Origin of the sequence: uncultured Friedmanniella sp. (assembly GCF_964244005.1) — a bacterium.
Taxonomy (GTDB): domain Bacteria; phylum Actinomycetota; class Actinomycetes; order Propionibacteriales; family Propionibacteriaceae; genus Microlunatus.
In genome coordinates this window covers 87,801-111,088 of the sequence record NZ_CAXTHG010000002.1, presented here as the reverse complement: position 1 = coordinate 111,088, position 23,288 = coordinate 87,801, and the positions used below count along the sequence as shown (strand labels likewise).

Below are 23,288 nucleotides of genomic sequence, written 5' to 3'. Positions count from 1 at the left end.
ACCGGAGCTCACAGGCTCTGGTCGGTGGACTGGGGAGCATTTATCAGCGCTTCCGTCTCAGAAGGCGTACGCCAGCAGGTCGATCAGCACCAGCCGGTCCTCGGTCGCGAGCAGGTTGAACGGTGACAGGTCGCCGTGCGCGAGCCCCAGCGCGGCCATTCCGCGCATCGCCTCGCTCAGCTGCGCCCAGTAGGAAGTCAGGGTCTTGAGGGCCCGGCTGGGAGCGGGCCATGGGCACAGACATGAGAGAGCACAGCTCCTGAGCGGAAGGAATGGGTTGTCGGCAACCCGAGGTTGTTGATGGACACCACGCACCTCCTCCTGCTCGGAGCTGGCCGCACGTGCGACCTGCCGAAAACACCATGAAACAGAAGAACTAGGACCCGCAAGTTGTTTTCCCACCCGGGGACCTCGGCGGTACGTTGTCCGAGCCCCAGCGAAGGAGGAGACCGTGAGCGAAGGCCCGGCGCCGGAACCCGGCCACGAGCTGATCCAGCTGCTGACGCCCGACGGCGAGCGGCGCGAGCACCCCGACTACACCTTCGCCGGCAGCGACGAGGACATCCGCGGCTTCTACCGCGACATGATGCTGAGCCGCCGCGTCGACGCCGAGGCCACCGCCCTGCAGCGTCAGGGCGAGCTCGGCGTCTGGGCGTCCAGCCTCGGTCAGGAGGCGGCGCAGGTCGGCTCGGGCCGGGCGCTCAGCCGGCAGGACTTCGCCTTCCCGACCTACCGCGAGCACGGGGTGGCCTGGGTACGCGGGGTCGACCCGTTGCGGCTGCTCGCGATGTTCCGCGGCGTCGACCACGGCACCTGGGACATCGAGGAGACCCACTTCGGCCCGTACGCGATCATCATCGGCTCCCAGACCCTGCACGCCACCGGCTACGCGATGGGCATCGAGCGGGACGGCCTGGTCGGCACCGGCGACCCCGACCGCGACACCGCGGTGATCGCCTACTTCGGCGACGGCGCGACCAGCCAGGGTGACGTCAACGAGGCGTTCATCTTCGCCAGCTCCTACAACGCGCCCGTCGTCTTCTTCTGCCAGAACAACCAGTGGGCGATCTCGGAGCCGATCGAGCGACAGTCGCGGATCCCGCTCTACCAACGCGCCTCCGGCTTCGGCTTCCCTGGCGTCCGGGTGGACGGCAACGACGTGCTGGCCGTGCAGGCGGTCACCGCGGTCGCGCTCGAGCGGGCTCGCTCGGGCAACGGCCCGACGCTGATCGAGGCCTACACCTACCGGATGGGTGCGCACACGACGTCGGACGACCCGAGCAAGTACCGGCTGGCCGACGAGCTCGAGCACTGGCAGCTCAAGGACCCGATCTCACGCGTCCGGACCTACCTCGAGCGCCACGACCTGGCCGACGAGGCCTTCTTCGCCGGCGTCGAGACCGAGGCCGACGAGCTCGCGACCGCGCTACGGGCCGCTTGCCTGGCGCTGCCCGAGCCGACGTTGACCGAGACCTTCGACTGGGTCTACGCCGAGCAGACCCCGTACCTGAGCGGACAGCAGGCCGCGTACGCCGAGTACGTGGCGAGCTTCGAGCCCGAGTCCTTCGAGAGCGCGGAGGCCGCACGATGACCCGGCTGACCATGGCCAAGGCCCTGAACGCCGGACTGCGGCGGGCCCTGGAGGCCGACCCCAAGGTGGTGCTGGCCGGTGAGGACATCGGCAAGCTGGGCGGAGTCTTCCGGGTGACCGAAGGCCTCCAGAAGGACTTCGGCGAGGACCGGGTGATCGACTCCCCGCTCGCCGAGTCGGGCATCATCGGCACCGCGGTCGGGATGGCGTTGCGCGGCTACCGGCCGGTGTGCGAGATCCAGTTCGACGGGTTCGTCTATCCCGCGTTCGACCAGATCGTCAGCCAGGTCGCCAAGCTGCGCTACCGGACCCGCGGCGCGGCGACGGTGCCGATGGTCATCCGGATCCCGTTCGGCGGCGGCATCGGCGGCGTCGAGCACCACAGCGAGTCGCCCGAGGCCTACTTCGCGCACACCGCCGGGCTGAAGGTGGTCAGCTGCGGCAACCCGGTCGACGCCTACTGGATGATCCAGCAGGCCATCGCCTCCGACGACCCGGTGGTCTTCCTCGAGCCCAAGCGGCGCTACCACGAAAAGGCTGACATCGACGAGTCGGCGACGCCGCTGCCCCTCTACGCCGCGTCGGTGCTGCGGGCCGGCCGCGACGTGACCGTGCTCGCGTACGGGCCGATGGTCAAGACCTGCCTGGACGCGGCGGCGGCCGCCGCTGACGAGGGCCGCGACCTCGAGGTGATCGACCTGCGCTCGCTCTCCCCGTTCGACATGGCCGTGGTGGCGCAGTCCGCGCAGAAGACGGGCCGGGTGGTCGTGGTGCACGAGGCGCCGATGAACCTGGGGCTCGGCGCCGAGCTCGCCGCGCGGATCAGCGAGCAGTGCTTCTACTCCCTCGAGGCGCCGGTGCTGCGCGTCGGCGGCTTCGACACCCCGTACCCGCCGAGCAAGGCCGAGGACGGCTACCTGCCCGACCTGGACCGGGTGCTCGACATGGTCGACCGTTCCCTCGCGTACTGATGCCGGCTTACTGAGGAGCCTGATCCATGTCTCTGCGTGAGTTCCGCCTGCCCGACCCCGGCGAGGGTCTGGTCGAGGCCGAGATCGTGACCTGGCGGGTCGCGGTCGGCGACGCCGTCAAGGTCAACGACATCCTGCTCGAGATCGAGACGGACAAGTCCCTGGTCGAGCTGCCCAGCCCGTACGCGGGCACGGTGGCGGCGTTGCTGGTGGCCGAGGGCACGATGACCGACGTCGGCACCCCGATCATCGCCATCGACGACGGCGTCGCTCCCGCCGGGCCGCCGACCACGCCGTCCGCGCTCGAGCCGACCGAGGTGGGCGAACCCACCGACGGCATGGTGGGGGGCGGCGACGGCGGTAAGCGGGTGCCGAACCTCGTCGGCTACGGTCCCCGAACCGGTGAGACGAGCCGGCGGCCGCGGAAGGGCCGCACCGACCCCACCCCGCAGCAGACGCACGACCAGCTCTCGGGCACCTTCGCCACCGACGTCCCGGTCAGCCGTCGGGCCGACGACCGCGAGCCCCTGCACGCCGCCACGGGCACACCGACCCCGGCCGCCCCGCTGCCAGCCCCCGGCCCCGCCGCGCCGGAACCGCAGCTGACCGGCGGCGCCGTACTGGCCAAGCCGCCCGTCCGCAAGCTGGCCAAGGACCTCGGCGTCGACCTCGCGACCCTGACCGGCTCCGGTCCGGCCGGCATCATCACCCGCGACGACGTGACCGTTGCTGCGCAACCGGCTGCTGCGCAGCCGAACGGCATGGAGAGCGCGAGCGCTCGCGACTTGTCGGTTCCGTCGAACCAGGCCCCTCCTTCGTCGGGGCGGTTCGACGGTCGGACTCCGTCCGAGGCCGGAGACGTGCGGATCCCGATCCGCGGCGTCCGCAAGGCCACGGCCGAGGCGATGGTGCGATCGGCGTTCACCGCCCCCCACGTCACGGAGTGGCTGACCTGCGACGTGACCGCCACGATGGAGCTGGTCGAGCGGCTGCGCGCGCGGCGGGAGTTCCGCGACATGCGGATCTCCCCGCTGCTGGTCGTGGCGAAGGCGGTCTGTCTGGCGCTGAGCCGGACGCCGGAGCTGAACTCGTTCTGGGACGAGCCGGCCGGGGAGATCGTCCAGCTCGGCGCAGTCAACCTGGGCATCGCTGCCAACACCCCGCGCGGGCTGGTCGTGCCCAACATCAAGAACGCCCAGACCCTGCCGCTGCTCGAGCTCGCGCAGGCGATCAACGCCCTGGTGACCACCGCCCGGGAGGGCCGGACCAGCCCGGCCGAGATGGCGCAGGGCTCGTTCACCATCACGAACGTGGGCACCTTCGGGGTGGACGCCGGGACGCCGATCCTCAACCCCGGCGAGTCCGGGATCCTCTGCCTCGGCCAGATCACCCGCCGCCCCTGGGTGGTCGGGGCGGGCGACGACGAACGGATCGAGCCGCGCTGGGTGACCACGCTGGCCGTCTCCTTCGACCACCGGCTGGCTGACGGCGCGCAGGGCTCGACCTTCCTCGCGGCCGTCGCCCAGATCCTCGGCGATCCCGGACTCGGCCTGCTCTTCTAGCCGGGGTCCTGTGTGGCAGCGCCGGATCCAGCAGGGTGAGGGACGCCAGCGACGCCCCCGAGGAGCAGCCATGAAGTCACGGTTACGACGGATCCTGTGCAGCCTGGTCGTGCTGCCCCTCGCCGGGCTGGTGACCGCGACGAGCACAGTGCCGGCGGCGGCGTCCGCCAAGCCCCGAGCGGTGGCTCTCGGAGACTCCTTCGCCTCGGGCGAGGGCCTGGCGCCCTAAGACCAGGACGGTCTTGCTCACGGTCGGCGGTAACGACATCGGCTTTGCAGCGGTGCTCGCTGACTGCATCTACAGCCCGCTGGCCCCCGAGCTCGTGCCGGGCCGGCCGGGCTGCGCCACCCGGGACGACCTGGCGGTGCGGGCCGCGACCGCCTACCTGGCCGGGGTGCCCGGCGCCCCGAAACCGGTCCCGAGCGCGGTCAGCATGCCCGCGCTGCTGGCGACGATCAAGGCGAAGGCGCCGAAGGCGCAGATCTACGTGACCGGTTACCCGCGGCTCTTCGGGCTCTCCTTCCCCGACCCGCAGGGCTGCCGGGTCGGCGACCTCGACCAGGTGGGCCAGGTGCCGCTCTACGTCACCAAGACCGACGCGAAGTGGATCCGCCGGAACAGCGAAGGCCTGAACAGCGCCATCGCCGCGAGCGTGGCCGGCGCCCGCCGGCACGGGATCGACGCGACCTACGTCGACGTGGCCACGCCGTTCACCAGCCACAACGTCTGCAGCACCGGCACCCCGTGGGTCAACGGGATCCTCTTCACCCTCGGTAACCCGCCGACGGTGTCCACCGCCAGCTTCCACCCCAACGCCCGCGGCCAGCAGGCGTACGCCGACGCCGTTGCGGCGGCGGTCAAGCGTCACTCCTGATAGGGCAGCAGCGCTGACGCCACCTCGACCAGGCCGCGGCCGTAGCGCTCGTCCAGCTCGGCCTGCAGGCTGCCGTCGTCGTAGGTGACGGTGAGGTCGACGGGAGCCTGGCCGGCGCCCGAGGTCAGGGCGCCGGGTAGGCGCATCAGCTCCGTCTGGATCCGCCGCAGCTCGGCGGCGCTGTGGTCGGCGCGGGTGACGCAGAGTGATCCGCCCCAGACGGCACGCAGGGCCCGTTCCGCCGTGGCTGGGTCGGCGGTCACCCGGACGTTGACCACGATCTTGCGCGGGTCCTGCGCCGAGTCGCCGAGGTCGTCGAGCCACGACTCGGCGTAGCCGGGCAATTGCTCGGCTGCGGTGAACACCCGCTGCTGGTCGTCCTCGGTGGCGCGGTCGAGGTCCGGCGCCACCCAGCCCCCTGCAGGTTCGGGGCACGGGGTGGCGAAGTCGGGCATCTCCTCGGCCGGAAACAGCCGGGTGGTCTCGGCGTTGCTGAGCGTCCGGACGACGGTGAAGCGGTGCCCGTCGTACGTCCCCAGCAGGGCGGCGTCGACCCAGGTGACGCCGGCGGCTCGCTCCGCATCGGCCGGCCACGACCACCCGACCAGCTTCGGCCCTCCGCACTGCGGCGGCAGGGACTCCGCCACGCCGCCCAGGCAGAGCTCCGGCCCCGACCCGTCGTCGAGGACCAGCCCACGCCCGACCAGCCGACCGTCGGGGCTGGAGCTGGGCACGGGGGCGGCGCTAGGCGTATCCGCGGGTACTGCCGGCACGACAGCAGCGCAGCCACCGAGGGCGACCGCCACCGTAGTGACGGCGATCACCTGACGCAGCATGCCGGCATCGTAGCGCCGCGAGATGACCCCCAGGCTTGCCCTCAGGCGGGGGTGGCCGAGGCGCGTACGGCCTTGGTCAGGTTCTCGACCAGCTCGGCGCGGTTCTGCCGGACGACGTAGGCGGGCTGGTCGCGCTCGACCCGCCAGCTGTCCGCCAGCGGGCCGACGTTCACGGTGTCGAAGCCGAGCTCGTCGTACAGCCGCTGCACCAGCTCGGCGGCCTCCTCGAAGTCGCTCGAGGTGGCCAGCGCCCGGCGCTGGGGCGAGCCGGCCGGATATCCGTCGGTGGTGATGTCGGAGGCCATGATGTGGTTGAAGCCCTTGGCGACCTTGCTGGTCGGCAGGTGCCGCTGCAGCATCCCCGAGACGGTGTCGACGCCGGCGTCGAGGGCGGGGATGTGGCCGTCCCGCTCGAAGTAGTAGTTGTTGGTGTCGATCACGATCTTGCCGGCCAGCGGCTCGACCGGGACCTGCTCGTAGTTCTTGAGCGGGACGGTGACGACGACGAAGTCGCCTGCCGCTGCCGCTTCGCTGGCGGTCGCCGCCCGCGCCTTAGGTCCGAGCTCAGCGACGAGGTCGGCGAGGGTCTCCGGGCCGCGCGAGTTGCTGATCACGATGTCGTACCCGACGCCGATCGCCGCACGCGCGACCTGGCTGCCGATCAATCCTGCTCCGATGATGCCGATGGTGGTCATGGCCGGAACAACACCGGGCCGGGCGGTCCCGATTCCCCACCGCGGACGTCGTCAGCCAGATCGGCGACCATCGAGCCCGGCGCGGTGGGCCAGCATGACCAGCTGTGAGCGGTCGCGGGCGTCCAGCTTGGTCAGCAGGTGGCTGACGTGGGTCTTCACGGTGGAGTAGCTGACCACCAGCCGGTCGGCGATCTCGACGTTGGACAGCCCCTCCGCGACCGCGGCCAGGACGTCGCGTTCGCGCGAGGTCAGCGGCGGCAGGGTGGCGGCCACCGGGCCGGCCTGCTGACCGGAGACGAACTGCTCGATCAGGCTGCGGGTCACGGCGGGGGCGAGCAGGGCCTCGCCGGCGGCAACCACCTTGACCGCGCGGATCAGGTCGGCGGCGGTCGTGTCCTTGAGCAGGAAGCCGCTCGCCCCGGCGAGCAGGGCCTGCGCCACGTCCTCGTCGGCGCTGAACGTGGTCAGCACCAGGACAGAGGTCGCCCGGGTCTCCGGGCTGGAGGTGAGGTGCCGGGTCGCCTCGACGCCGTCCATCCGCGGCATCCGCAGGTCCATCAGGACCACGTCCGGCCGGTAGCGCCGGACGACGGCCAGCGCCTCGACCCCGTCCGACGCCTGGGCCACGACCTCGATCTCGGCGTCGGTACCGAGGATCAGCGCGAAGCCGGAGCGCACCAGCTCCTGGTCATCGGCCACGACCACCGAGATCACGTCGCCGCTCCCACCGGCGCCAGCGGAAAGCTCGCGTGCACGGCAAAGCCACCGTCGGGCGCCGGCCCCGCCCAGAAGCTCCCGCCGTAGACCACCACCCGCTCCCGCATGCCGGCGAGCCCGTGGCCGGTGACGCTGCTTCCGCTTGGCGCGTTCGCCCCGGACCCGTCGTCGGCGACGTCGATGTCGAGCGCGGCGCTGCCGTAGCGGACCGTGACCAGCGCCTGCGAGGCTCTCGCGTGCTTCAGGACGTTGGTCAGCGCCTCCTGCGCCACCCGGTAGCCGGCCAGCGCGATGCCCGGCGGCAGCTCCCGCCGGGTTCCGTCGACCCGTACCTCCACCGCTAGGCCGGCGTCGCGCACCCGAGCCGTCAGGGCGTCCAGGTCGGCCAGCGTCGGGGTGGCCGACGCCGTCGCGGACGGCCGGTCGAGGTCACCCTCACGCAGCACGCCCAGCAGCTGCCGGATCTCGTCCAGCGTCTGCCGGCCGGTGCGTCCGATCTCGGCCACGGCGCGGCGCGCCTCCTCCGGCCGGGAGGTGAGCAGCTGCTCGGCCACCCCGGCCTGGACCACGATCACGCTGAGCGTGTGGCCGACGACGTCGTGCAGCTCGCGGCTGATCCGCAACCGCTCCTCGGTGGCGATCACCCGGGCCCGCTCGGACTCGGTGTCGGCGCGCTCGCGTTCCCGCGCGGCCTCGTCCTGGGCCCGGCCGAGGCCGGCGGCGAAGAGCTCCCGGCGCTCTCGAGTCCCCCGGGCCAGCAGCCAACCGCCGGTGAAGATGATTACCTGGACCACCGCTCCCTCGACGCTCAGGTCGACCGGTCGCAGCAGCGCGCCCGCCGCCAGGCCCGCGACCAGGACGGCGGTGGCTTGCCGGGCTCGAGCCTGGGACTGGTGGGCCACGGCGGTGTAGGAGGCGACGAGGGGGCCGAGCGTGGCGAAGCCGACGGTGGTGCGGGTGATGACCATGACCAAGGCGGCGAGGAGCGTGACCACGAGCACCGTCATCGGATAGCGGCGGCGGACGACGACGGGGAGCACGGCCAGCAGGGTGAGGACCACCAGGAGGGGCCCGGGCGGCCGGTTGGCCGGCACCGCTTCCAGTCCGCTCAGGTTGACCGGGAGCACCAGCGCGGTGAGGGCGACGCCGAGGACGACATCGAACACCACCTGGCGACGAGGTCTGCGGTCCACGACCTCACGCTAACCAGCCCCGGACGCGTTGTCCTCGGTCTGCAGACGGAGAAACTCCTCCGACCCGGTGCTGGAGACGGAGCCCGTTTCCACTCTCCCGGCCGACGCGGCCGGAGCCGCACCCCGGTCACGCTGGTGCCGCGGCCCACTCGCGAGCCGCGCCAGCCCGAGGAGAACCCGTGTCCACCCTGTCTCGTCTCGTCAGCCGCCACCCCCTGGTGTCCTTCTACGTCCTGGCCTGCCTCTTCGGCTGGTCGATCTTCATCGCGGCCGCCTTCGGGCTGGGCTCCTCACCTGACAACATGCCGCTCGGTCCGCTGGCGGCGGCCGCGATCGTCACCGCCTGCCAGGGCCGGGCCGAGCTGCGCCGCTGGGCCCGTCGGCTGGTCGGCTGGGCGGCGTCGCCCGGGCTGTACGCGCTGGCGGTGCTCGCCCCAGTCGCTATTGCGTTGACGGACACGGCCATCAACCACCTGCTCGGCGCACCCTGGCCGACGGCCCAGCAGTGGGCGACCTGGCCCACGATGGGCCCGAACCTCGTCGGGATGCTGGTCATGGTCGGCATCGGGGAAGAAGCCGGGTGGTCGGCGTTCGTCGTGCCCCTCCTGGCCCGGCGGCGCGGCCTGCTCGCGAGCTTTGCGATCCTCGCGTCGATGCGGATCGGGTGGCACCTGCCGCTGATGGTGAGCGGCATGTTGCCCTGGGTGGTCGGGATCGGCGGCAACGCCGGCTTCCAGCTGGCGATCCTGGTGTTGTTCCAGCTCGCCCGCTCCCGCTGGACGCTCGCGGTGGTCTGGCACACCGTGCTCAACGTGTTCTCGGGCGGCTTCTTGTTCACCTTCGTCACCGGCGCCGACCAGAACCGGCTGGGCGTCCTGCTGGGGACCAGCTACGCGGCCGTCGGTCTGGGCGCGCTCGCGCTCTGGCGGCTGCGGACCGGCCGCCCGCTAGGCCGCCCGAGTCGCGAGATAGACGGTGTTGGCGGCGTCGCGACCCTGCAACGGGTTGGCGAAGGTGACCACTTCGGCCGCGACGTCGACGAACACCTCCTCCAGGACGGCGAGGTAGGCCTCGTCGGGCGGGTCGTTCGACCACAGCCCGTACACCCCGCCCGGCCGTAGGTGCCGAGCGAGGGACCGCGTACCTGCGGCTGAGTAGAAGCCGGCGCCGGACAGGTCGGTGTCGCCCTCGGCGAGCAGGTGCCGCGGCGCGTGGTCGATGTCGATGAGGACGGCGTCCAGCGCCCGGTCCGGCCGGTCGGGGTCAAAGCCGGCGCCCGCGTTGAGGGCGAAGAAGTCACCGAGGACGAGGCGGCAGCGGGGGTCGGCGGTCAGCCTCGGGCCGAGCGGCACGAGGCCCTGCTGGTGCCAGCGGATGACTGGTTCGAGCGCGTCGACCACGAACAGCTCGCCGACCCGCTCGTCCTCGAGCACGGTCGCGGCGGTGAAGCCGAGCCCGAGCCCACCCACCGCGACGGCCAGTCCTGAGCCGTCGAGCTGAGGCCAGTCGAGCCGGGCCAGCCCGAGCCGGGCCAAGGCGATCTCCGCCACCGGGAACATGCTGGACATCAGGTATTCCTCGCCCAGCAGCACCTCGTGGATCTCGACGCCGGTCACCGGCTCGAGCCGTCGCCGCAGACTCACCTCCCCGATCGGGGTCGGCTGCCAGTCGAGCTCCTCGAAACGCCTGCTCACCTCACCATCCTGCCGACGTGTCAGCGTCAGTGGCGGCTATGGCGACCACTGACGCTGACACGTCGGACTCGGGAGGTTCAGAAGGCGGCTTCGGCCAGGTCCATCACGGCGAGGTCAGTGGCCTCGGCGATGGCGAGCTCGGCAGTGATCTTGGGCAGCACGGTCCGGGCGAACCAGCGGGCCGAGGCGACCTTGCCCTCGTAGAAGGCCTGTTCGGCGGCCGGCTGGTCGGTGTTCAACGCGCGCAGCGCCACTTCGGCTCCCCGCAGCAGCAGCCAGGCGCAGATCACGTCGCCGAGCGCCATCAGCAGCCGGGTGGTGTTCAGGCCGACCTTGTAGACGTTGCGCGCGTCGCCGCCGGAGCTGGCGTCGGAGTCGTACATGTCGCCGATCATGGTGCTGACCAGCGAGCCGACGTCGCCCAGCCCCTTGGCCAGCAGCTCGCGCTCGATCTTGAGCTGGCCGTTGCCGCCCTCGGACTCCAGGAACGCCGTGACCTGGTTCGACAGGTCGTCGAGCGCCTGGCCGCGGTCGCGAACGATCTTGCGGAAGAACAGATCTTGGCCCTGGATGGCCGTGGTGCCCTCGTAGAGGGTGTCGATCTTGGCGTCCCGGACGTACTGCTCGATCGGATAGTCGGTGAGGAAGCCGGAGCCGCCGAAGGTCTGCAGCGACTCGGTCCCCAGCAGCACCCACGAACGCTCGGAGCCGTAGCCCTTGACCAGCGGCAGCAGCAGGTCGTTCAGCCGGGCGCCGTCCTCGTCGGTCACTCCTTCGGCCTTGGCCAGCGCCAGCCGGTCCTGGATGCTCGCGGTGTAGAGGACCAGGGCACGCAGCCCCTCGGCGTAGGACTTCTGGGTCATCAACGACCGTCGTACGTCGGGGTGGTGGGTGATGGTCACCCGGGGGGCGGTCTTGTCGGCGGTCTGCACCAGGTCGGCGCCCTGCACCCGCGACTTCGCGTACTCCAGCGCGTTGAGGTAGCCGGTCGACAGGGTGGCGATGGCTTTGGTGCCCACCGTCATCCGGGCGTGCTCGATCACCTGGAACATCTGCTTGATGCCGTCGTGCACCTCGCCCAGCAGCCAGCCCTGCGCCGGCACGTCCGTGGCGCCGAAGGTCAGCTCGCAGGTCGCGGAGGCCTTGATCCCCATCTTGTGCTCGAGGTTTGTCGCGTAGACGCCGTTACGTCCGGTCAGCTCGCCGGTGGCGGGGTCGAACAGGAACTTCGGCACCACGAACAGCGACAGTCCCTTGGTGCCCGGACCGCCAACGGTGACACCGCCGGGGGTACGATCCCCCGGACCCCCCGCGCCTTCGGCAACCAGGGGGCGAGCAAGCACGAGGTGCACGATGTTCTCGGCCAGGTCGTGCTCGCCGGCGGTGATGAACCGCTTGACGCCGTCGAGGTGCCAGCTGCCGTCGGGCTGCCGGACCGCCCGCGTCCGGCCGGCTCCCACGTCGGAACCGGCGTCGGGCTCGGTCAGCACCATCGTGGCGCCCCACTCGCGCTCGATCATGATCTCGGCGGTCCGCCGGTCCCGCTCGGTGCCGTTGGCCCAGATCATCGAGGCGAACTTCGGCCCGGCCGAGTAGAGGTGGACCGAGGGGTTGGACCCGATGGCCAGCTCGCTGACCGCCCACTGCACCGACGGCGGGGTGACCTGGCCCCCGAGCTCCGCCGGCAGCTCGAGCTGCCACATGCCCGAGGCCATCAGCGCCCGGTAGGAGGCCTTGAACGCCTCGTTCAGCGTCACGGTGTGCGCCTGGGGGTCAAAGACCGGCGGCTCCCGGTCGGCCTCCACGAACGAGGCGGCCAGCTTGGTCCGGGCGAGATGGTCGACCTCGGTCAAGATCGCGTCGACCGTCTCGGCGTCCAGGTCCTCGTACGGGCCGTGGCCGAGGATCGTGCCGCGCTCCAGCACCTCGAAGAGGTTGAAGCGGATATCGCGGAGGTTGGACCGGTAGTGGCTCATCTGGACCCCTGGGACGGTGGTGGCTGACTGAAGTTACTGGCCAGTAACTTCCCTCATGCTACCCGCCGGTTACCCCCGCAACCAGCGGTGCATCGTGACGCTCGTCCGGCTCGACCCGCTGGACGGCACGCCGCCCTTACCCGACGCGGATGCCGAGGTGGTCGGCGAGGAGCGGCGCTAGCTCTCTCAGCTGGGTCTCGCTCACCCAGGCACCGGCGAGCCCGGCCAGGCCCTCGATCACCTCGAGCCGGGTGTCGCGCAGGTCGACGTCGGTGAGGGTCGCGGCGGTGAGGCGCAGCGTACTGATCCGGCAGCCGGCGAGTGAGACCCGGCTCAGCCGGGCACCGCTGAGGTCCAGCTCGTCCACGACCGAGCCGTGCAGGCTCACGTCGGTCCACTGGCTGCCGCGCGCGTTCAGGTAGCCGAGCTTGCCGTCCTCGACCAGCACGGTGCGCCAGGTCGACTCGTACGCCTCGACAGCCCCGAGCCGGGAGCCGGTGACCACGACGTCGCGCCAGCTCGACCGGGGGACGGTGAGCACCGGCGCGTCCACCGCGACCAGCCGGCACTCGGCCAGGTGCAGGCCGCGTAGGTCCGCCTCGTGCAACGAGACCCGCTCGAAGGCGCAGTCGGTGAACGTGGTGCCGCTCAGCCGTACCCGTGAGAAGGTGTCGTCGACGTACCGCTCGCCCTCGCGCCGGTCGCCGGCGAGGACCTGGTCGGCCGGGGTCTCCAGCAGCTCGGGTCCGGGCCCGTCCGCCAGGCCCGGTCGGAGCGCCGGCTGCGGCGACGTCGGTCGAGCGGCGGAACCGGCGCTCTTGGGGCTCAGCTGACCCGCCTCTGCCCGGCCGTCGCGCTCGGCAGGCCGTCGATCAGCAGGTGCGGCTTGGTCCCCGCCGGCAGCTCACCGGTGAGGCTGAGCTGCTCGGCGACCGTACGCAGCTTGACCTGGGACTGCTGGCTCGCTCGGGAGAGCAGCAGGAACGCCCGCTGGCTGTCGATCCGGTACCGCTCCATCAAGATGCCCTTCGCCTGGCCGATCAGGTCGCGGGTGGCCACACCGCGGGTCAGGTTGTCGCGCTGCTGCGCGCTGGCGAGCGCCACCGCCGCGTGCGTGGCGAAGAGCAGCCCGACCTGTTCGGAGTCCTCGTCGAAGGCGTGCGGCGTGCGGGCGTACAGGTTGAGCGCCCCCAGGTTGTCGCCCTCCACGTAGAGCTGGAAGGACAGCATGCTGGCGGCGCCGGCCGCGGCGGCCCGGGGGGCGAAGTGGAGCCACCGCTGCTCCGATGCCATGTCGGGCACGTGGACGGTGCCCTGCTCGTAGACGGCGTCGAGGCACGGACCTTCGCCGGTCTCGGACTGCAGCGCGTCGACGATCCGGGGCAGCTCACCGGACGGGTTCTGCGGGGTGATGGTGCGGCGGTCGGTCACGATGCTGACCGAGCCCTCGTCAACGCCGGGGATCAGCGACACCGCGGCCGACACGATGTCGTCGAGCAGGGCGTGGGTGTCGCCGTGGCCCTGCATCGAACGGGCGATCTCGCCCATCTGCCCGGCCACCTGGCCGAGCCCGGTCGGCGGGTGATCCTGGGCAGGGACGCCATCAGACCTGTCGTCCACCATCTCCGACTCCTCCGGCGGTGTCGTCCCGTCCGGTCAGCTGACCGGTCACTGTGCGGGATCTGTCCTCGCCCCACTGTGACACAGTCCGCCGCAGGGGCCCGGCGGCGGTCCCGTCAGCTGTGTGCTCAACCAACGGGACCTCGACGGGCCGGACGCCCGGGCGTCAGCCGGCCGTGGCCCCAGGTTACGGCCCCGTATTCGGCGGTAACGTCGGCCTCGTGACTGACCCCACGGCGCCGCCCGCGACGCACCTCTTCTACTCTGCCCTCGCGCCGTGGTGGCCGCTGGTGTCGGCACCGGCGGAGTACGCGGAGGAGGCGGCGTTCGCAGCGGCCCTGCTTCGGGAGGCCGTGCCGCCCACCCGGACGGTGCTCGAGCTCGGCAGCGGTGGCGGCAACAACGCGTTCCACCTCAAGCGGCACTTCGCCATGACGCTGCTCGACCTGTCGCCGGAGATGCTCGCGGTGTCGGAACAGCTCAACCCCGAGTGCGAGCACGTCCGCGGTGACATGCGCAGCGTCCGGCTCGGGCGGCAGTTCGACGCCGTGTTCGTGCACGACGCGATCGAGTACATGACCAGCGAGGACGACCTGCGGCAGGCGGTCGAGACCGTCTACGCGCACTGCCGGCCCGGTGGGGTCGCCGTCCTCGTCCCGGACACCATCGCCGAGAACTACGAGCCGGCCGCCGACCACGGCGGCCAGGACGGTGCCGACGGCCGCGGCGTCCGCTTCCTCTCCTGGTCGACCCCGGTCGAGGCCGGGGCGACGACGAGCACGACGGAGTACGCCTTCCTGCTGCGCGACCCCGACGGCACGGTGAGGGTGGCGCACGACACGCACGTGCTGGGGCTGTTCCCACGCGCAACCTGGTTACGGGTGCTGACGGAGTCGGGCTTCGCGGCCCGTTCGGTCGCCGAGGTCACCGCCGAGAACCGGCTGCCACGGGAGTTCTTCGTGGGTACCCGCCCCGCCTGACCCTTCGAGAAGGCAGAAGGAGCGGGTGCGGAGTTCGGACACGGGAGCTGGAAGACACCGTTGTTCCCAGCCCCCGGTCCAGGCCTCGGCACGTCCCCGATGACGCTGAGGTGCCCGATGTGTCCTCCCTCGAGTCTGCGTTGTGACAGGCGTCACGTCAAGGACCGGGGACGCGCGATCCGTCCGCATCCACTCCTGAGCAGTACGGCTCGGCGACCTGAGGCGGTGGACTAACGTGAGCCATCGTAGGAGTCGGCCACCACCCGCCAACAGGAGATCGATGAGCGACAGCGCTGCCGAGCCAGGTTCGGGGTCCACCGAGGCCCACGAGCGCAGCGAGATCAGCTACGACGAGCAGCGCTACCCGGCCCGACCCAAGCGGCTGCGGCCCCGGGCCCGGCTGCGCGGGCTGTTCCTGCGACCGCGGACCGAACGCAGCGGCAAGCCGAGCGGCGACAACGCGCTCTACGTGAGCTGGCTGGCCGAGCAGTCGATGCTGGCCGACGCGATCGACTTCGCGCGGCAGTTCTCCGGCCAGGGCAGCATGTGGCAGAACCCGTTCGCCAACCCTGACCCGCGGGCGGCGATCGAGAAGGCGTCGGTGTGGTTCACCGCGTACCCGATCTCGATGATCACCAAGAAGGGCTCGTCCTTCCTCGGCACCCTCGGTGACGACGACCTGTGGGCGGCGTTCGAGGCGATTGGCATCGACGGTGTGCACACCGGTCCGGTCAAGCAGGCTGGCGGCATCAGCGGCTGGGACCCGACCCCCAGCGTGGACGGCCACTTCGACCGGATCAGCACCCAGATCGACGAGGCGTTCGGTACCGAGGAGGAGTTCCGCACCATGACCGAGGTGGCGGCTGGCCACCTGGGCATGATCATCGACGACATCGTCCCTGGTCACACGGGCAAGGGTGCGGACTTCCGGCTGGCCGAGATGAAGGTCGGGGACTATCCCGGTATCTACCACATGGTCGAGATCGACCCCAAGGACTGGCACCTGCTGCCCAAGGTCCGGCGCGGGGACTCGATCAACCTCGACGTCGAGGCCGAGGACCAGCTGGCCAAGGCGGGCTACATCATCGGCCGGCTGCAGCGGGTCATCTTCTACGAGCCCGGCCAGAAGGACACGAACTGGAGCGCCACCGCGCCGGTGCTCGGCCCGGACGGCGTCGAGCGGCGCTGGGTCTACCTGCACTACTTCAAGGAGGGCCAGCCCTCGATCAACTGGCTCGACCCCTCCTTCGCGGGGATGCGGCTGGTGATCGGGGACGCGCTGCACTCTCTCGGCGACCTCGGCAGCGGTGCGCTGCGACTGGACGCGAACGGCTTCCTCGGCGTCGAGAAGAGCGCCGAGGACACCCCGGCCTGGTCTGAGGGCCACCCGCTGTCCGAGGCGGCCAACCAGCTGATCGCCAGCATGGTGCGCAAGGTCGGCGGCTTCACCTTCCAGGAGCTCAACCTCACGATCGACGACATCAAGTCCTCGGCCGAGCGCGGCGCCGACCTGTCCTACGACTTCGTCACCCGCCCCGCCTATCACCACGCGATGGCGACGGGGGACACCGAGTTCCTGCGGCTCACCCTGAACCTCGCCACGGAGATGGGCATCGAACCGGCGTCCCTGGTGCACGCGCTGCAGAACCACGACGAGATGACCTACGAGCTGGTGCACTTCGCCACCCTGCACGCGGAGGACCTCTTCCGGTTCCGCGGCGCCGAGGTCCGCGGCGGCGACCTGGCCGTCACGATTCGGCAGGACCTGCTGGACCACCTGACCGGCGAGGCCGGCCCGTACAACGCGACCTTCACCCAGAACGGGATCGCCTCGACGACGGCCACGATCATCGCCGCGTCGCTGGGCTACACCTCGATCGACAACCTGGCGCCCAGCCAGATCAGCACCATCCTCGAGGCGCACCTGCTGCTGGCCATGTTCAACGCGCTGCAGCCGGGCGTCTTCGCCCTCTCCGGCTGGGACCTGTGCGGGATGCTGACCCTGGACCGCAAGGCCGTCGGCTGGCTGGTCGCCGAGGGTGACACCCGCTGGATCCACCGCTCCGCGTACGACCTGATGGACTACCGGCCCGACGCGACCGAGTCGCTCTCCCGGCTGCCCCGGGGCACCAGCCTGTACGGCAGCCTGCCCGCGCAGCTGGCCGACCCGGGGTCGTTCGCCTGCCGGCTGCGCGACATCCTCGCCGTCCGCAAGCGCTACGGCATCGCCACCGGTGTCCAGCTCGACGTCCCGCAGGTGTCGAACAAAGCGATGCTCGTGATGGTGCACGAGCTCAGCGACGCCGAGCAGGTGACGGTCCTGAACTTCTCCGACCTCGAGATCTCCGGCACCGTACGGTCGGAGCACCTCGTGCCCGGCAGCGTGCTGATGGACATGTTCACCGACGAGACCCTGGGCGAGGTCGACGACCTGAACAGCTTCAACGTCACCCTCGCCCCGTTCCAGGGCCTCTCGCTGCTCGTGCTCTGCCCGGGCGACCACCCGGTCAGCAGCCACCGCTACGCCGACCGGCCCAGCGTCCGCTAGGCCACCGGCAACGCCTTGATGTCCAGCAGGGACACCGCAACGGGAGCGTTGGTCGAGCTGGCCGAGAGGTAGGCGTTGGCGCCGACGGCGCCCGGGGTCTGCAGACCGGCGTAGCTGTCGGCCGTGCCGGTCACCGTCCAGGCCGACGGCTCGGTGGCTGAGCCGAGCCACAGCTTGGCCCGGACCGTGGTGGGGCTGGTGCCGGTGACCTGCAGCCGGACGTGGATCTGGCTGCCCGGGGTCACGGTGCCGGTGGCGGACACGGTCGAGGACAGGCTGACCACCGTGCTGCTGCCCTTCAAGGCCGCGACGTAGATGCTCGCCGCGCCGGTGCTCTTCACCAGCACCCGCGCCCGGTAGTCCGCCGTCGTGCTGACCCGCCGGCCGTACGTGGTCAGGTAGGTCCCGCCGCCGTCGGCGACCTTGGCGAGGCTCATCGTGCTGGTCACGTCCGTGCTCGTCCGCAGGGTCGAGCCGAGGTAGGCGTCAGCGCTGGCGCCGGCTGAGGGCAGCGTGAGCACGCCGGCGCCGCCGGAGACCGAGGTCCGGCTCGTGGTGGCGGTCCAGGGCCCACCGGTCGTCGCCGTCCCGAAGCCAGACGCCACGGCCCGGTCAAAGGTGTCTGACACGAAGTTGTCGGCCGCCGGAGCGGTGACGGTGACGGTCTTGCTCAGGGTGGCCGTCGCGCCGCCGTTGTCGGTCACCGTCAGACCCACCGGATAGCTGCCGGCGGCGGCATAGGTGTGGGTCGGGCTGACCCCGGTGCCGGTGCTGGCGTCGCCGAAGGTCCACGCGTACGAGGCGATGCTGCCGTCCGGGTCGCTGGAGCCGGACGCGTCCAGGGAGGCCGACAGGCCGGTGGTGGTCGCGGTGAACGCGGCCGTCGGCCTGGTGTTGGTGGCGGTGCCCCGACCAGCGGTGTAGTGGTTGGCCACCTGGGTGGGGGTCAAGATCTTGTCGTAGACGGCGACGTCGTCGATGTCGCCGGCGAGGTAGCCCGTGGTCGGGTTGTTGGGCCAGCCGGTGACGGCGTCCCCGCCGATCCGCCAGTAGCCGCTGTAGCGCTGCGGCTGGGTGGCTCCGCCCTGGGCGGGGGTGCCGCCCTGAGAGCCGACCAGCGCGCCGTCGAGGTAGAGCTTCTGACCCGAGATGTCGACGGTGCCGACGGCGTGGTGCCAGGTGCCGTCGTTCTTGCCGGCCGGGCTGGTGACCACCTTGGGCGTCGTCGGGTTGGTGCCGAAGACGACCTGGCCGGTCGGGGAGAGGTAGAGCTGGCGGTCGGTCGTGGTCGAGCTGCCCGTCTTGGCGTTGCCGAAGCTGAGGATGAGCCCGCCCGTGGTGCTGGTGGTCTTGAACCAGGCCTCGGAGCTGAAGTACTGGGGACCCACCTGGAGGTAGTCGGTGGACACGAAACCGGTGCTGTTTCCGGGGAAGCGGTAGGCCGTACCCATGTCGCCGCTGATCGCGCCGGGAACGCCCTGGGTGACCCCGGACTGACGGGTCGCCGGGCCGATCGAGCCGGCGACGTCGACCGCTGCCGTGCCCGTCTTCTCCGCGAGCCGCCAGTACGACTGCGCGCCGTCGGCGAGGACGCGTTGGTCGTAGCTGCTGATCGACGCGCCGGCCGCGGCCGTGACCGAGATGTCGGCCCCGGAGACGGTGTTGCCGAACGGGTCGGAGACCTGCAACCGGTAGGTGTAGGCCGTACCGGCGACGGCCGTGGTGTCGAGGAACGCCATCGTCGGCCGTTGCCAGAAAGTGGAGGCCTGCTGGGTGGTGTAGACGGGGTTGGCGGTGTTGCCGTTGCGGATCAGCTTGTAGGTCAGCTGCTCGTTGTCGCGGTCGTAGTTGGCCGGCCAGCGCAGCCGGACGCCCTGGGCGAAGTTCTGCGCCACCGGGACGTAGCTGCTGCCCGAGACTCGCGGCCCATCCAGGTCGGGCGCCACCGCCGACTTCGCGAACCGGACCAGCCCCTGCTGGCCGGTCTCGTTCACCTTCGTGAACTCACCGCCGTAGACGACGTAGTCGCCGTTGCCCGTGACGTTCCACGGACCCTGGCTCTGACCGCTGGCCGCGCCGGTGTTGAAGTCGGGGAACCAGTTCAGCCAGTGCGGGGCGGCGACGCCGTAGAAGTTGTTGTAGATCCCCGTTTCCTTGCCGATCGTCAGCTGGGCGTCTTTGGTGAAGGCGAGGCCGCGGTGGTAGCTGCGCGGCACGGTCTCCTCAAAGCCCCCGATGTTGCCGCAGTAGTGGGGGTGGCCGGCGACGTAGACGGCGTCGGCGGTCGGGTAGACGGAGTAGCTGTCGCCGTGGCAGTCCTCGATCCAGGTGAGGTTGCCGCTCCAGTCGGCCTTGAAGGTGCCTTCCAAGGTGCCGCTGGGCGGGCTGCCGAAGGCGAAGCCGGTGCCGTAGACGCCGTCGGCGGCGCTGGTCAGGCTGAGGATGCCGGAGTTGTTCTTGGCGTTGCGGACCCGGGTCTGGTTGGCCTGCAGCGGCAGCGACGCGGCGGTGCTGGCGTTCAGCAGCGCGAGGCCGTAGCCGGGGTTACCTGACCCGTTCACCGTCTCGAACTGGCCGCCGATCATCACCAAGGTGTGGTCGGGGGAGACGGCGATGGCCTTGACTGCCTTGGTCTCAGAGCCGCCGACGACCGGGTTGAAGGCCTGGACGGCGCCGGTCACCGGGTCGAGCGCCGCGATGCTGGTCCGCGCCGTGGCCGGGGCCGCCGTGGGCAGGCCGATGGCGGTGAAGATGCCGCCCACGTAGACGCTGGTGGGGGTCACGGCGAGGGACTGGACGGAGGCGTTGGCCCCGGGCGCCCAGTCCAGGACGGCGCCGGTGGTGGCGCTGAAGGCGGCCAGCTTGGTGCGCAGCTTGCCGCCGACCTTGCCGAAGTCACCGCCGATGTAGATGGTCGAGCCGTCCGACGAGGCCGCGACGGCCTTGATCTGGCCGTCCACCGCCGGGGTCGAGGCGACCCGGACGCCGGTCCGGATGTCGTAGGCGACCAGGTTGGGCTGGGCGATCGTGGAGACCCCGGCGGCGGCGCCGGCCGGCCGCACGGTGTCCCACTTGCCGCCGGCAAAGACCGTGTTGCCGGCCACCGCCTGGGACCAGACGACGCCGTCGACCTGGACAGTGGGCAGCGGGTCGCTCGAGACCGTCGCCGGCGTCCCCGTGACCGGTGCGGTGTCGGCCGCCGCCTGGGGCAGAGCGGGCAGGGTGAGGACGTAACCCGCCACGACGGTGAGGGCCAGCGCGAGCAGCCGCAGTCGGGGCGCGGGGGTGCAGACGGTCATGGGGCCACCTAGGTCAGGGCGCCCGCGGTCCAGAAACGGACGCCTGGTGAAGCCGGGCGTGCGGTACATCCGTGGCGTCCCACCCCCGAGGTGTCGCCACTGTAAGCAGAAGTACCTCGATCCTCCGCATCGCGCAGGCGATGGAGACCTTATCGTGACCTCAGCACTGGAACCTTCAGCGGTGAACCAGGAAGGTCGCCGTTACGTCTCCACGCGTGCAGGCCACGGGGGAAGCGGCACGGTGTGAGCCGGGGAGGGCGCGGAGCAGAAGCAGGCGGCGTTACGGGAGCTGCACGATCGTCACGGCGGCGAGCTCTGGCGCTTTGCCATGCGGCTCACCCACGACCGGCAGGTCGCCGAGGATGTCGTGCAGGAGGTCCTGCTCAAGGCGTGGAAGGACCCGCAGCTGGGGCAGCGGGGCGAGGCGGCGGCGCGGGCCTGGCTGTTCACCGCCTCGCGCAACCTGATCATCGACCGGTGGCGCAGCGCGGCGTCGCGGCACGAGCTCGGGACGGGGGAGGCTCCGGAGGGGTCGGTGGGCGACGCGACCAGCGTGGTCCTCGACCGGTGGCTGATTGCGGAGGCACTGCAGAGCCTGTCGGTCGACCACCGGGCTGTGGTCGCCGCCGCCTACTTCGAGGGGCGGTCGGTGGCCGACATCGCCGGCCGGCTCCGAATACCGGAAGGCACCGTGAAGTCGCGGCTGCACTACGCGTTGAAGACGCTGAAGCTGGTTCTGCAGGAGAAGGGAGTGACCCGAGCGTGAGCAGCGGTAAGGAGCGTTTCGAGCCTCCCGGGTCCGACCCGTACGCCTCCTGGGACGCCGCGTACGTGCTGGGCGCCTTGGCCCCGGCCGAGCGGCTGGAGTTCGAGGAACACCTCGCCGGCTGCGCGGCCTGCCGGTCCGGCGTCGCCGAGATCGCCGGGCTGCCCGGGCTGCTGGCGCAGGTCGACCCCGAGGACGCCGCCCGGCTGACCGAGGCGCCGTCGTCGGCGGCGGGGTCGCCGGAGCCGGGAGCGCCCGTCGGGGTGCTGCCGCGGGTGCTCGCCTCGGCCCGACGGCGGACCCGGCTGACCCGCGCGCTGGTCGGCACCGCGGCAGCGGTGATCCTGCTGCTGGCCGTCGGCCTGGGCGTCGGGCTGCTACGGCCCGCGAGCGACCCGGCGCGCCGGCTGGCCTTCTCCCCGGTCGAGCCGACCACCATCACCGCCGTCGTCGACGTGGTGCCGCTGGCCCAGGGCACCCAGCTCGACGTCGAGTGCCAGTACGGCGGCGAGGTCTATCCGGGCCCGGCCGGGGAGCACCCGGAGTACTCGATCGTCGTCATCGACCGAGCCGGCCGCTCGAGCTCGGTGAAGGACTGGCCGGTCAGCACGAACAAGGTGATGCACCCCAGCGGCACCACGCCGCTGAAGGTGTCCGACATCCGAGACGTGGAGATCCGCGCCACCGCGACCGACGAGACCGTGCTGCGGGCCTCGCTGCGCTGACGCCGCCAACTGGTGTGAGCTCTTCAGGCAACCGGGGCGCCTACGCTGCGGGCCATGAGCGTGCGTCCGGTCCTACGGCCCCTGCTGGCGCTGGCCAACGCCGCCGAGCGGCGCCACCCGGACGGGCCCGAGCGGGGCAGCGTCGCTGAACGCCGCCGCCGGTCCGCGGCCAGTCCCGGCCAGATGGCGACGGTGACCGCCCGGGGCCGGACGCCGGTGGTCACGACCGAGCACCGGGTGTCCGTGGCGGGGGGCGAGATCGGCGTCCGCCGCTACCGCCCCGCCGGCCTGACCGGTCCGCTGCCGACCCACCTGTTCCTGCACGGCGGCTCCTTCTGGCTGAGCAGCGCCGCCGCCTACGACCCGATCTGCAGCACCTACGCCGGCGACGCCGACTGCCAGGTCTTCTCGGTCGACTACCGGCTGGCCCCTGAGCACCCGTTCCCGACCGCCGCCGAGGACGGCTACGCCGCGCTGCTCTGGCTCGCCGCCCACGCCGACGAGCTGGGTGTCGACCTCGACCGGCTCTCGGTGGGCGGCATCTCTGCCGGGGGTGGGCTGGCGGCGACCCTCACCCTGATGGTGCGCGACCGCGGTGGGCCGCGGATCTGCTTCCTCGCCGTCGACATCCCCGCCCTGGACGCGACGATGAGCCAGCCCTCGATCGAGGAGTTCGCCGAGGGCTACCGGCTCACCCGGAAGTCGCTGGTCGAGGCGTACGCGTTCTACCTGCCCGACCCCGCTCTCGCCCGCCACCCGTACGCCTCGCCGCTGCTGGCCGAGAACCTCTCCGGGCTGCCGCCGGCGTTCGTGCTGACGTGTGAGTGCGACCCGCTGCGCGACGAGGGCGAGGCGTACGCTCGTCGGCTGCGCGAGGCGGGCGTCGCCGTCTCGACCTACCGGGCGGCCGGGCACATCCACAGCTCGACCTACCTGACCCGGTTGCTGCCGTCCGCCCGGCGGGCCGTTGCGGCCACCACGGAGGCGCTGCGGAAGGCTCTGCACGACACCGCCGGGTAGCGTCGGCGTCATGATCTCGCTCAAGAAGCACGACCACGACGACGACTCGGGCGGTGAGGTCTCTGAGGGGCCGAACAGCTTCAGCGACGCCGAGACCTCCGGCGGCGGCGCCGACGCTGTCCCCGGGACGCCGGACGCGACCCCGTCCACCCGGCTGGGGGACGACGAGCCGCCGGCTGCTCCGGGCGCCTCCTAGGTTGCTCGAGGATCAACCTACGGA

Annotated in this window: 21 protein-coding genes; 11 read left to right on the top strand and 10 right to left on the bottom strand. The window is 71.4% G+C overall.

Translation table 11 applies throughout. From position 1 onward, the window contains the following. Positions 1-57 precede the first annotated feature (57 nt). Entirely contained in the window at positions 58-315 is a 258-nt protein-coding gene (locus tag ACFE76_RS01870) for an RIO1 family regulatory kinase/ATPase (protein WP_375430029.1), read from the bottom strand. A 136-nt stretch (positions 316-451) separates the two neighbouring features. Here ACFE76_RS01870 and pdhA point away from each other — a divergent pair, with 136 nt between their 5' ends. The 5 genes from pdhA (at position 452) to ACFE76_RS01845 (ending at position 4,999) form a co-directional block, all read left to right on the top strand. Further along, complete coding sequence (gene pdhA / locus ACFE76_RS01865) at positions 452-1,591, top strand: pyruvate dehydrogenase (acetyl-transferring) E1 component subunit alpha (RefSeq protein WP_375430028.1); 1,140 nt, start codon at positions 452-454, stop codon at positions 1,589-1,591. Then, a complete protein-coding gene (locus tag ACFE76_RS01860) occupies positions 1,588-2,562 on the top strand; it encodes an alpha-ketoacid dehydrogenase subunit beta (protein ID WP_375430027.1) in 975 nt (324 codons plus the stop codon). The genes pdhA and ACFE76_RS01860 overlap by 4 nt, the downstream gene beginning before the upstream one ends. Positions 2,563-2,609: 47 nt before the next feature. Then, a complete protein-coding gene (locus ACFE76_RS01855) occupies positions 2,610-4,124 on the top strand; it encodes a dihydrolipoamide acetyltransferase family protein (RefSeq protein ID WP_375430138.1) in 1,515 nt (504 codons plus the stop codon). Between the two features lie 70 nt (positions 4,125-4,194). Continuing rightward, entirely contained in the window at positions 4,195-4,353 is a 159-nt protein-coding gene (locus ACFE76_RS01850) for a hypothetical protein (protein ID WP_375430026.1), read from the top strand. Between the two features lie 13 nt (positions 4,354-4,366). Beyond that, the gene (locus ACFE76_RS01845) at positions 4,367-4,999 is read left to right on the top strand and encodes a hypothetical protein (protein ID WP_375430025.1); all 633 of its coding nucleotides are present in this window, start codon (positions 4,367-4,369) and stop codon (positions 4,997-4,999) included. On the opposite strand, the gene ACFE76_RS01840 is transcribed toward ACFE76_RS01845, so the two are convergent. From ACFE76_RS01840 to ACFE76_RS01805, 8 genes are all read right to left on the bottom strand, one after another. Continuing rightward, entirely contained in the window at positions 4,990-5,835 is an 846-nt protein-coding gene (locus ACFE76_RS01840; RefSeq protein WP_375430024.1) for a hypothetical protein, read from the bottom strand. The two genes, ACFE76_RS01845 and ACFE76_RS01840, sit on opposite strands and share 10 nt — an antisense overlap. A 41-nt stretch (positions 5,836-5,876) precedes the next feature. Then, positions 5,877-6,563, bottom strand: coding sequence for an NADPH-dependent F420 reductase (locus tag ACFE76_RS01835; RefSeq protein WP_375430137.1), 687 nt, complete (start codon positions 6,561-6,563; stop codon positions 5,877-5,879). Between the two features lie 18 nt (positions 6,564-6,581). Further along, on the bottom strand, positions 6,582-7,244 hold the full coding sequence (locus tag ACFE76_RS01830; protein ID WP_375430023.1) for a response regulator: 663 nt from the start codon (positions 7,242-7,244) through the stop codon (positions 6,582-6,584). Further along, complete coding sequence (locus tag ACFE76_RS01825; RefSeq protein ID WP_375430022.1) at positions 7,241-8,440, bottom strand: sensor histidine kinase; 1,200 nt, start codon at positions 8,438-8,440, stop codon at positions 7,241-7,243. The genes ACFE76_RS01830 and ACFE76_RS01825 overlap by 4 nt, the downstream gene beginning before the upstream one ends. 947 nt (positions 8,441-9,387) lie before the next feature. Beyond that, a complete protein-coding gene (locus ACFE76_RS01820; protein WP_375430021.1) occupies positions 9,388-10,134 on the bottom strand; it encodes a spermidine synthase in 747 nt (248 codons plus the stop codon). Positions 10,135-10,211: 77 nt separating this feature from the next. Further along, positions 10,212-12,110: an acyl-CoA dehydrogenase gene (locus ACFE76_RS01815; RefSeq protein ID WP_375430020.1), complete on the bottom strand. Its 1,899-nt coding sequence runs from the start codon at positions 12,108-12,110 to the stop codon at positions 10,212-10,214. A 136-nt stretch (positions 12,111-12,246) separates the two neighbouring features. Beyond that, positions 12,247-12,846 carry a pentapeptide repeat-containing protein gene (locus ACFE76_RS01810; protein WP_375430136.1) on the bottom strand — a complete coding sequence of 200 codons (600 nt, stop codon included), beginning with the start codon at positions 12,844-12,846 and terminating at the stop codon, positions 12,247-12,249. Between the two features lie 89 nt (positions 12,847-12,935). Next, entirely contained in the window at positions 12,936-13,733 is a 798-nt protein-coding gene (locus ACFE76_RS01805) for a GAF and ANTAR domain-containing protein (protein ID WP_375430019.1), read from the bottom strand. Positions 13,734-13,951: 218 nt separating this feature from the next. Between ACFE76_RS01805 and ACFE76_RS01800 the strand changes: the two genes are divergently transcribed. Both ACFE76_RS01800 and treS read left to right on the top strand, forming a co-directional pair. Continuing rightward, the gene (locus ACFE76_RS01800) at positions 13,952-14,710 is read left to right on the top strand and encodes a class I SAM-dependent methyltransferase (RefSeq protein WP_375430018.1); all 759 of its coding nucleotides are present in this window, start codon (positions 13,952-13,954) and stop codon (positions 14,708-14,710) included. A gap of 280 nt (positions 14,711-14,990) precedes the next feature. Beyond that, positions 14,991-17,258: a maltose alpha-D-glucosyltransferase gene (treS, locus tag ACFE76_RS01795; protein ID WP_375430017.1), complete on the top strand. Its 2,268-nt coding sequence runs from the start codon at positions 14,991-14,993 to the stop codon at positions 17,256-17,258. On the opposite strand, the gene ACFE76_RS01790 is transcribed toward treS, so the two are convergent. Then, entirely contained in the window at positions 17,255-20,557 is a 3,303-nt protein-coding gene (locus tag ACFE76_RS01790; RefSeq protein WP_375430016.1) for a PKD domain-containing protein, read from the bottom strand. The two genes, treS and ACFE76_RS01790, sit on opposite strands and share 4 nt — an antisense overlap. 289 nt (positions 20,558-20,846) lie before the next feature. On the opposite strand from ACFE76_RS01790, the gene ACFE76_RS01785 reads away from it, so the two are divergent. From ACFE76_RS01785 to ACFE76_RS01770, 4 genes are read left to right on the top strand one after another with little or no spacing between them, the layout of a single operon-like run. Next, positions 20,847-21,323 (top strand): sigma-70 family RNA polymerase sigma factor, encoded by a 477-nt coding sequence (locus ACFE76_RS01785; protein ID WP_375430135.1) that lies wholly within the window; start codon positions 20,847-20,849, stop codon positions 21,321-21,323. Continuing rightward, positions 21,320-22,048 carry a zf-HC2 domain-containing protein gene (locus tag ACFE76_RS01780; protein WP_375430015.1) on the top strand — a complete coding sequence of 243 codons (729 nt, stop codon included), beginning with the start codon at positions 21,320-21,322 and terminating at the stop codon, positions 22,046-22,048. The genes ACFE76_RS01785 and ACFE76_RS01780 overlap by 4 nt, the downstream gene beginning before the upstream one ends. A 54-nt stretch (positions 22,049-22,102) precedes the next feature. Beyond that, complete coding sequence (locus ACFE76_RS01775) at positions 22,103-23,068, top strand: alpha/beta hydrolase (RefSeq protein ID WP_375430014.1); 966 nt, start codon at positions 22,103-22,105, stop codon at positions 23,066-23,068. Positions 23,069-23,078: 10 nt separating this feature from the next. Continuing rightward, complete coding sequence (locus tag ACFE76_RS01770) at positions 23,079-23,264, top strand: hypothetical protein (RefSeq protein WP_375430013.1); 186 nt, start codon at positions 23,079-23,081, stop codon at positions 23,262-23,264. Positions 23,265-23,288: the final 24 nt, after the last annotated feature.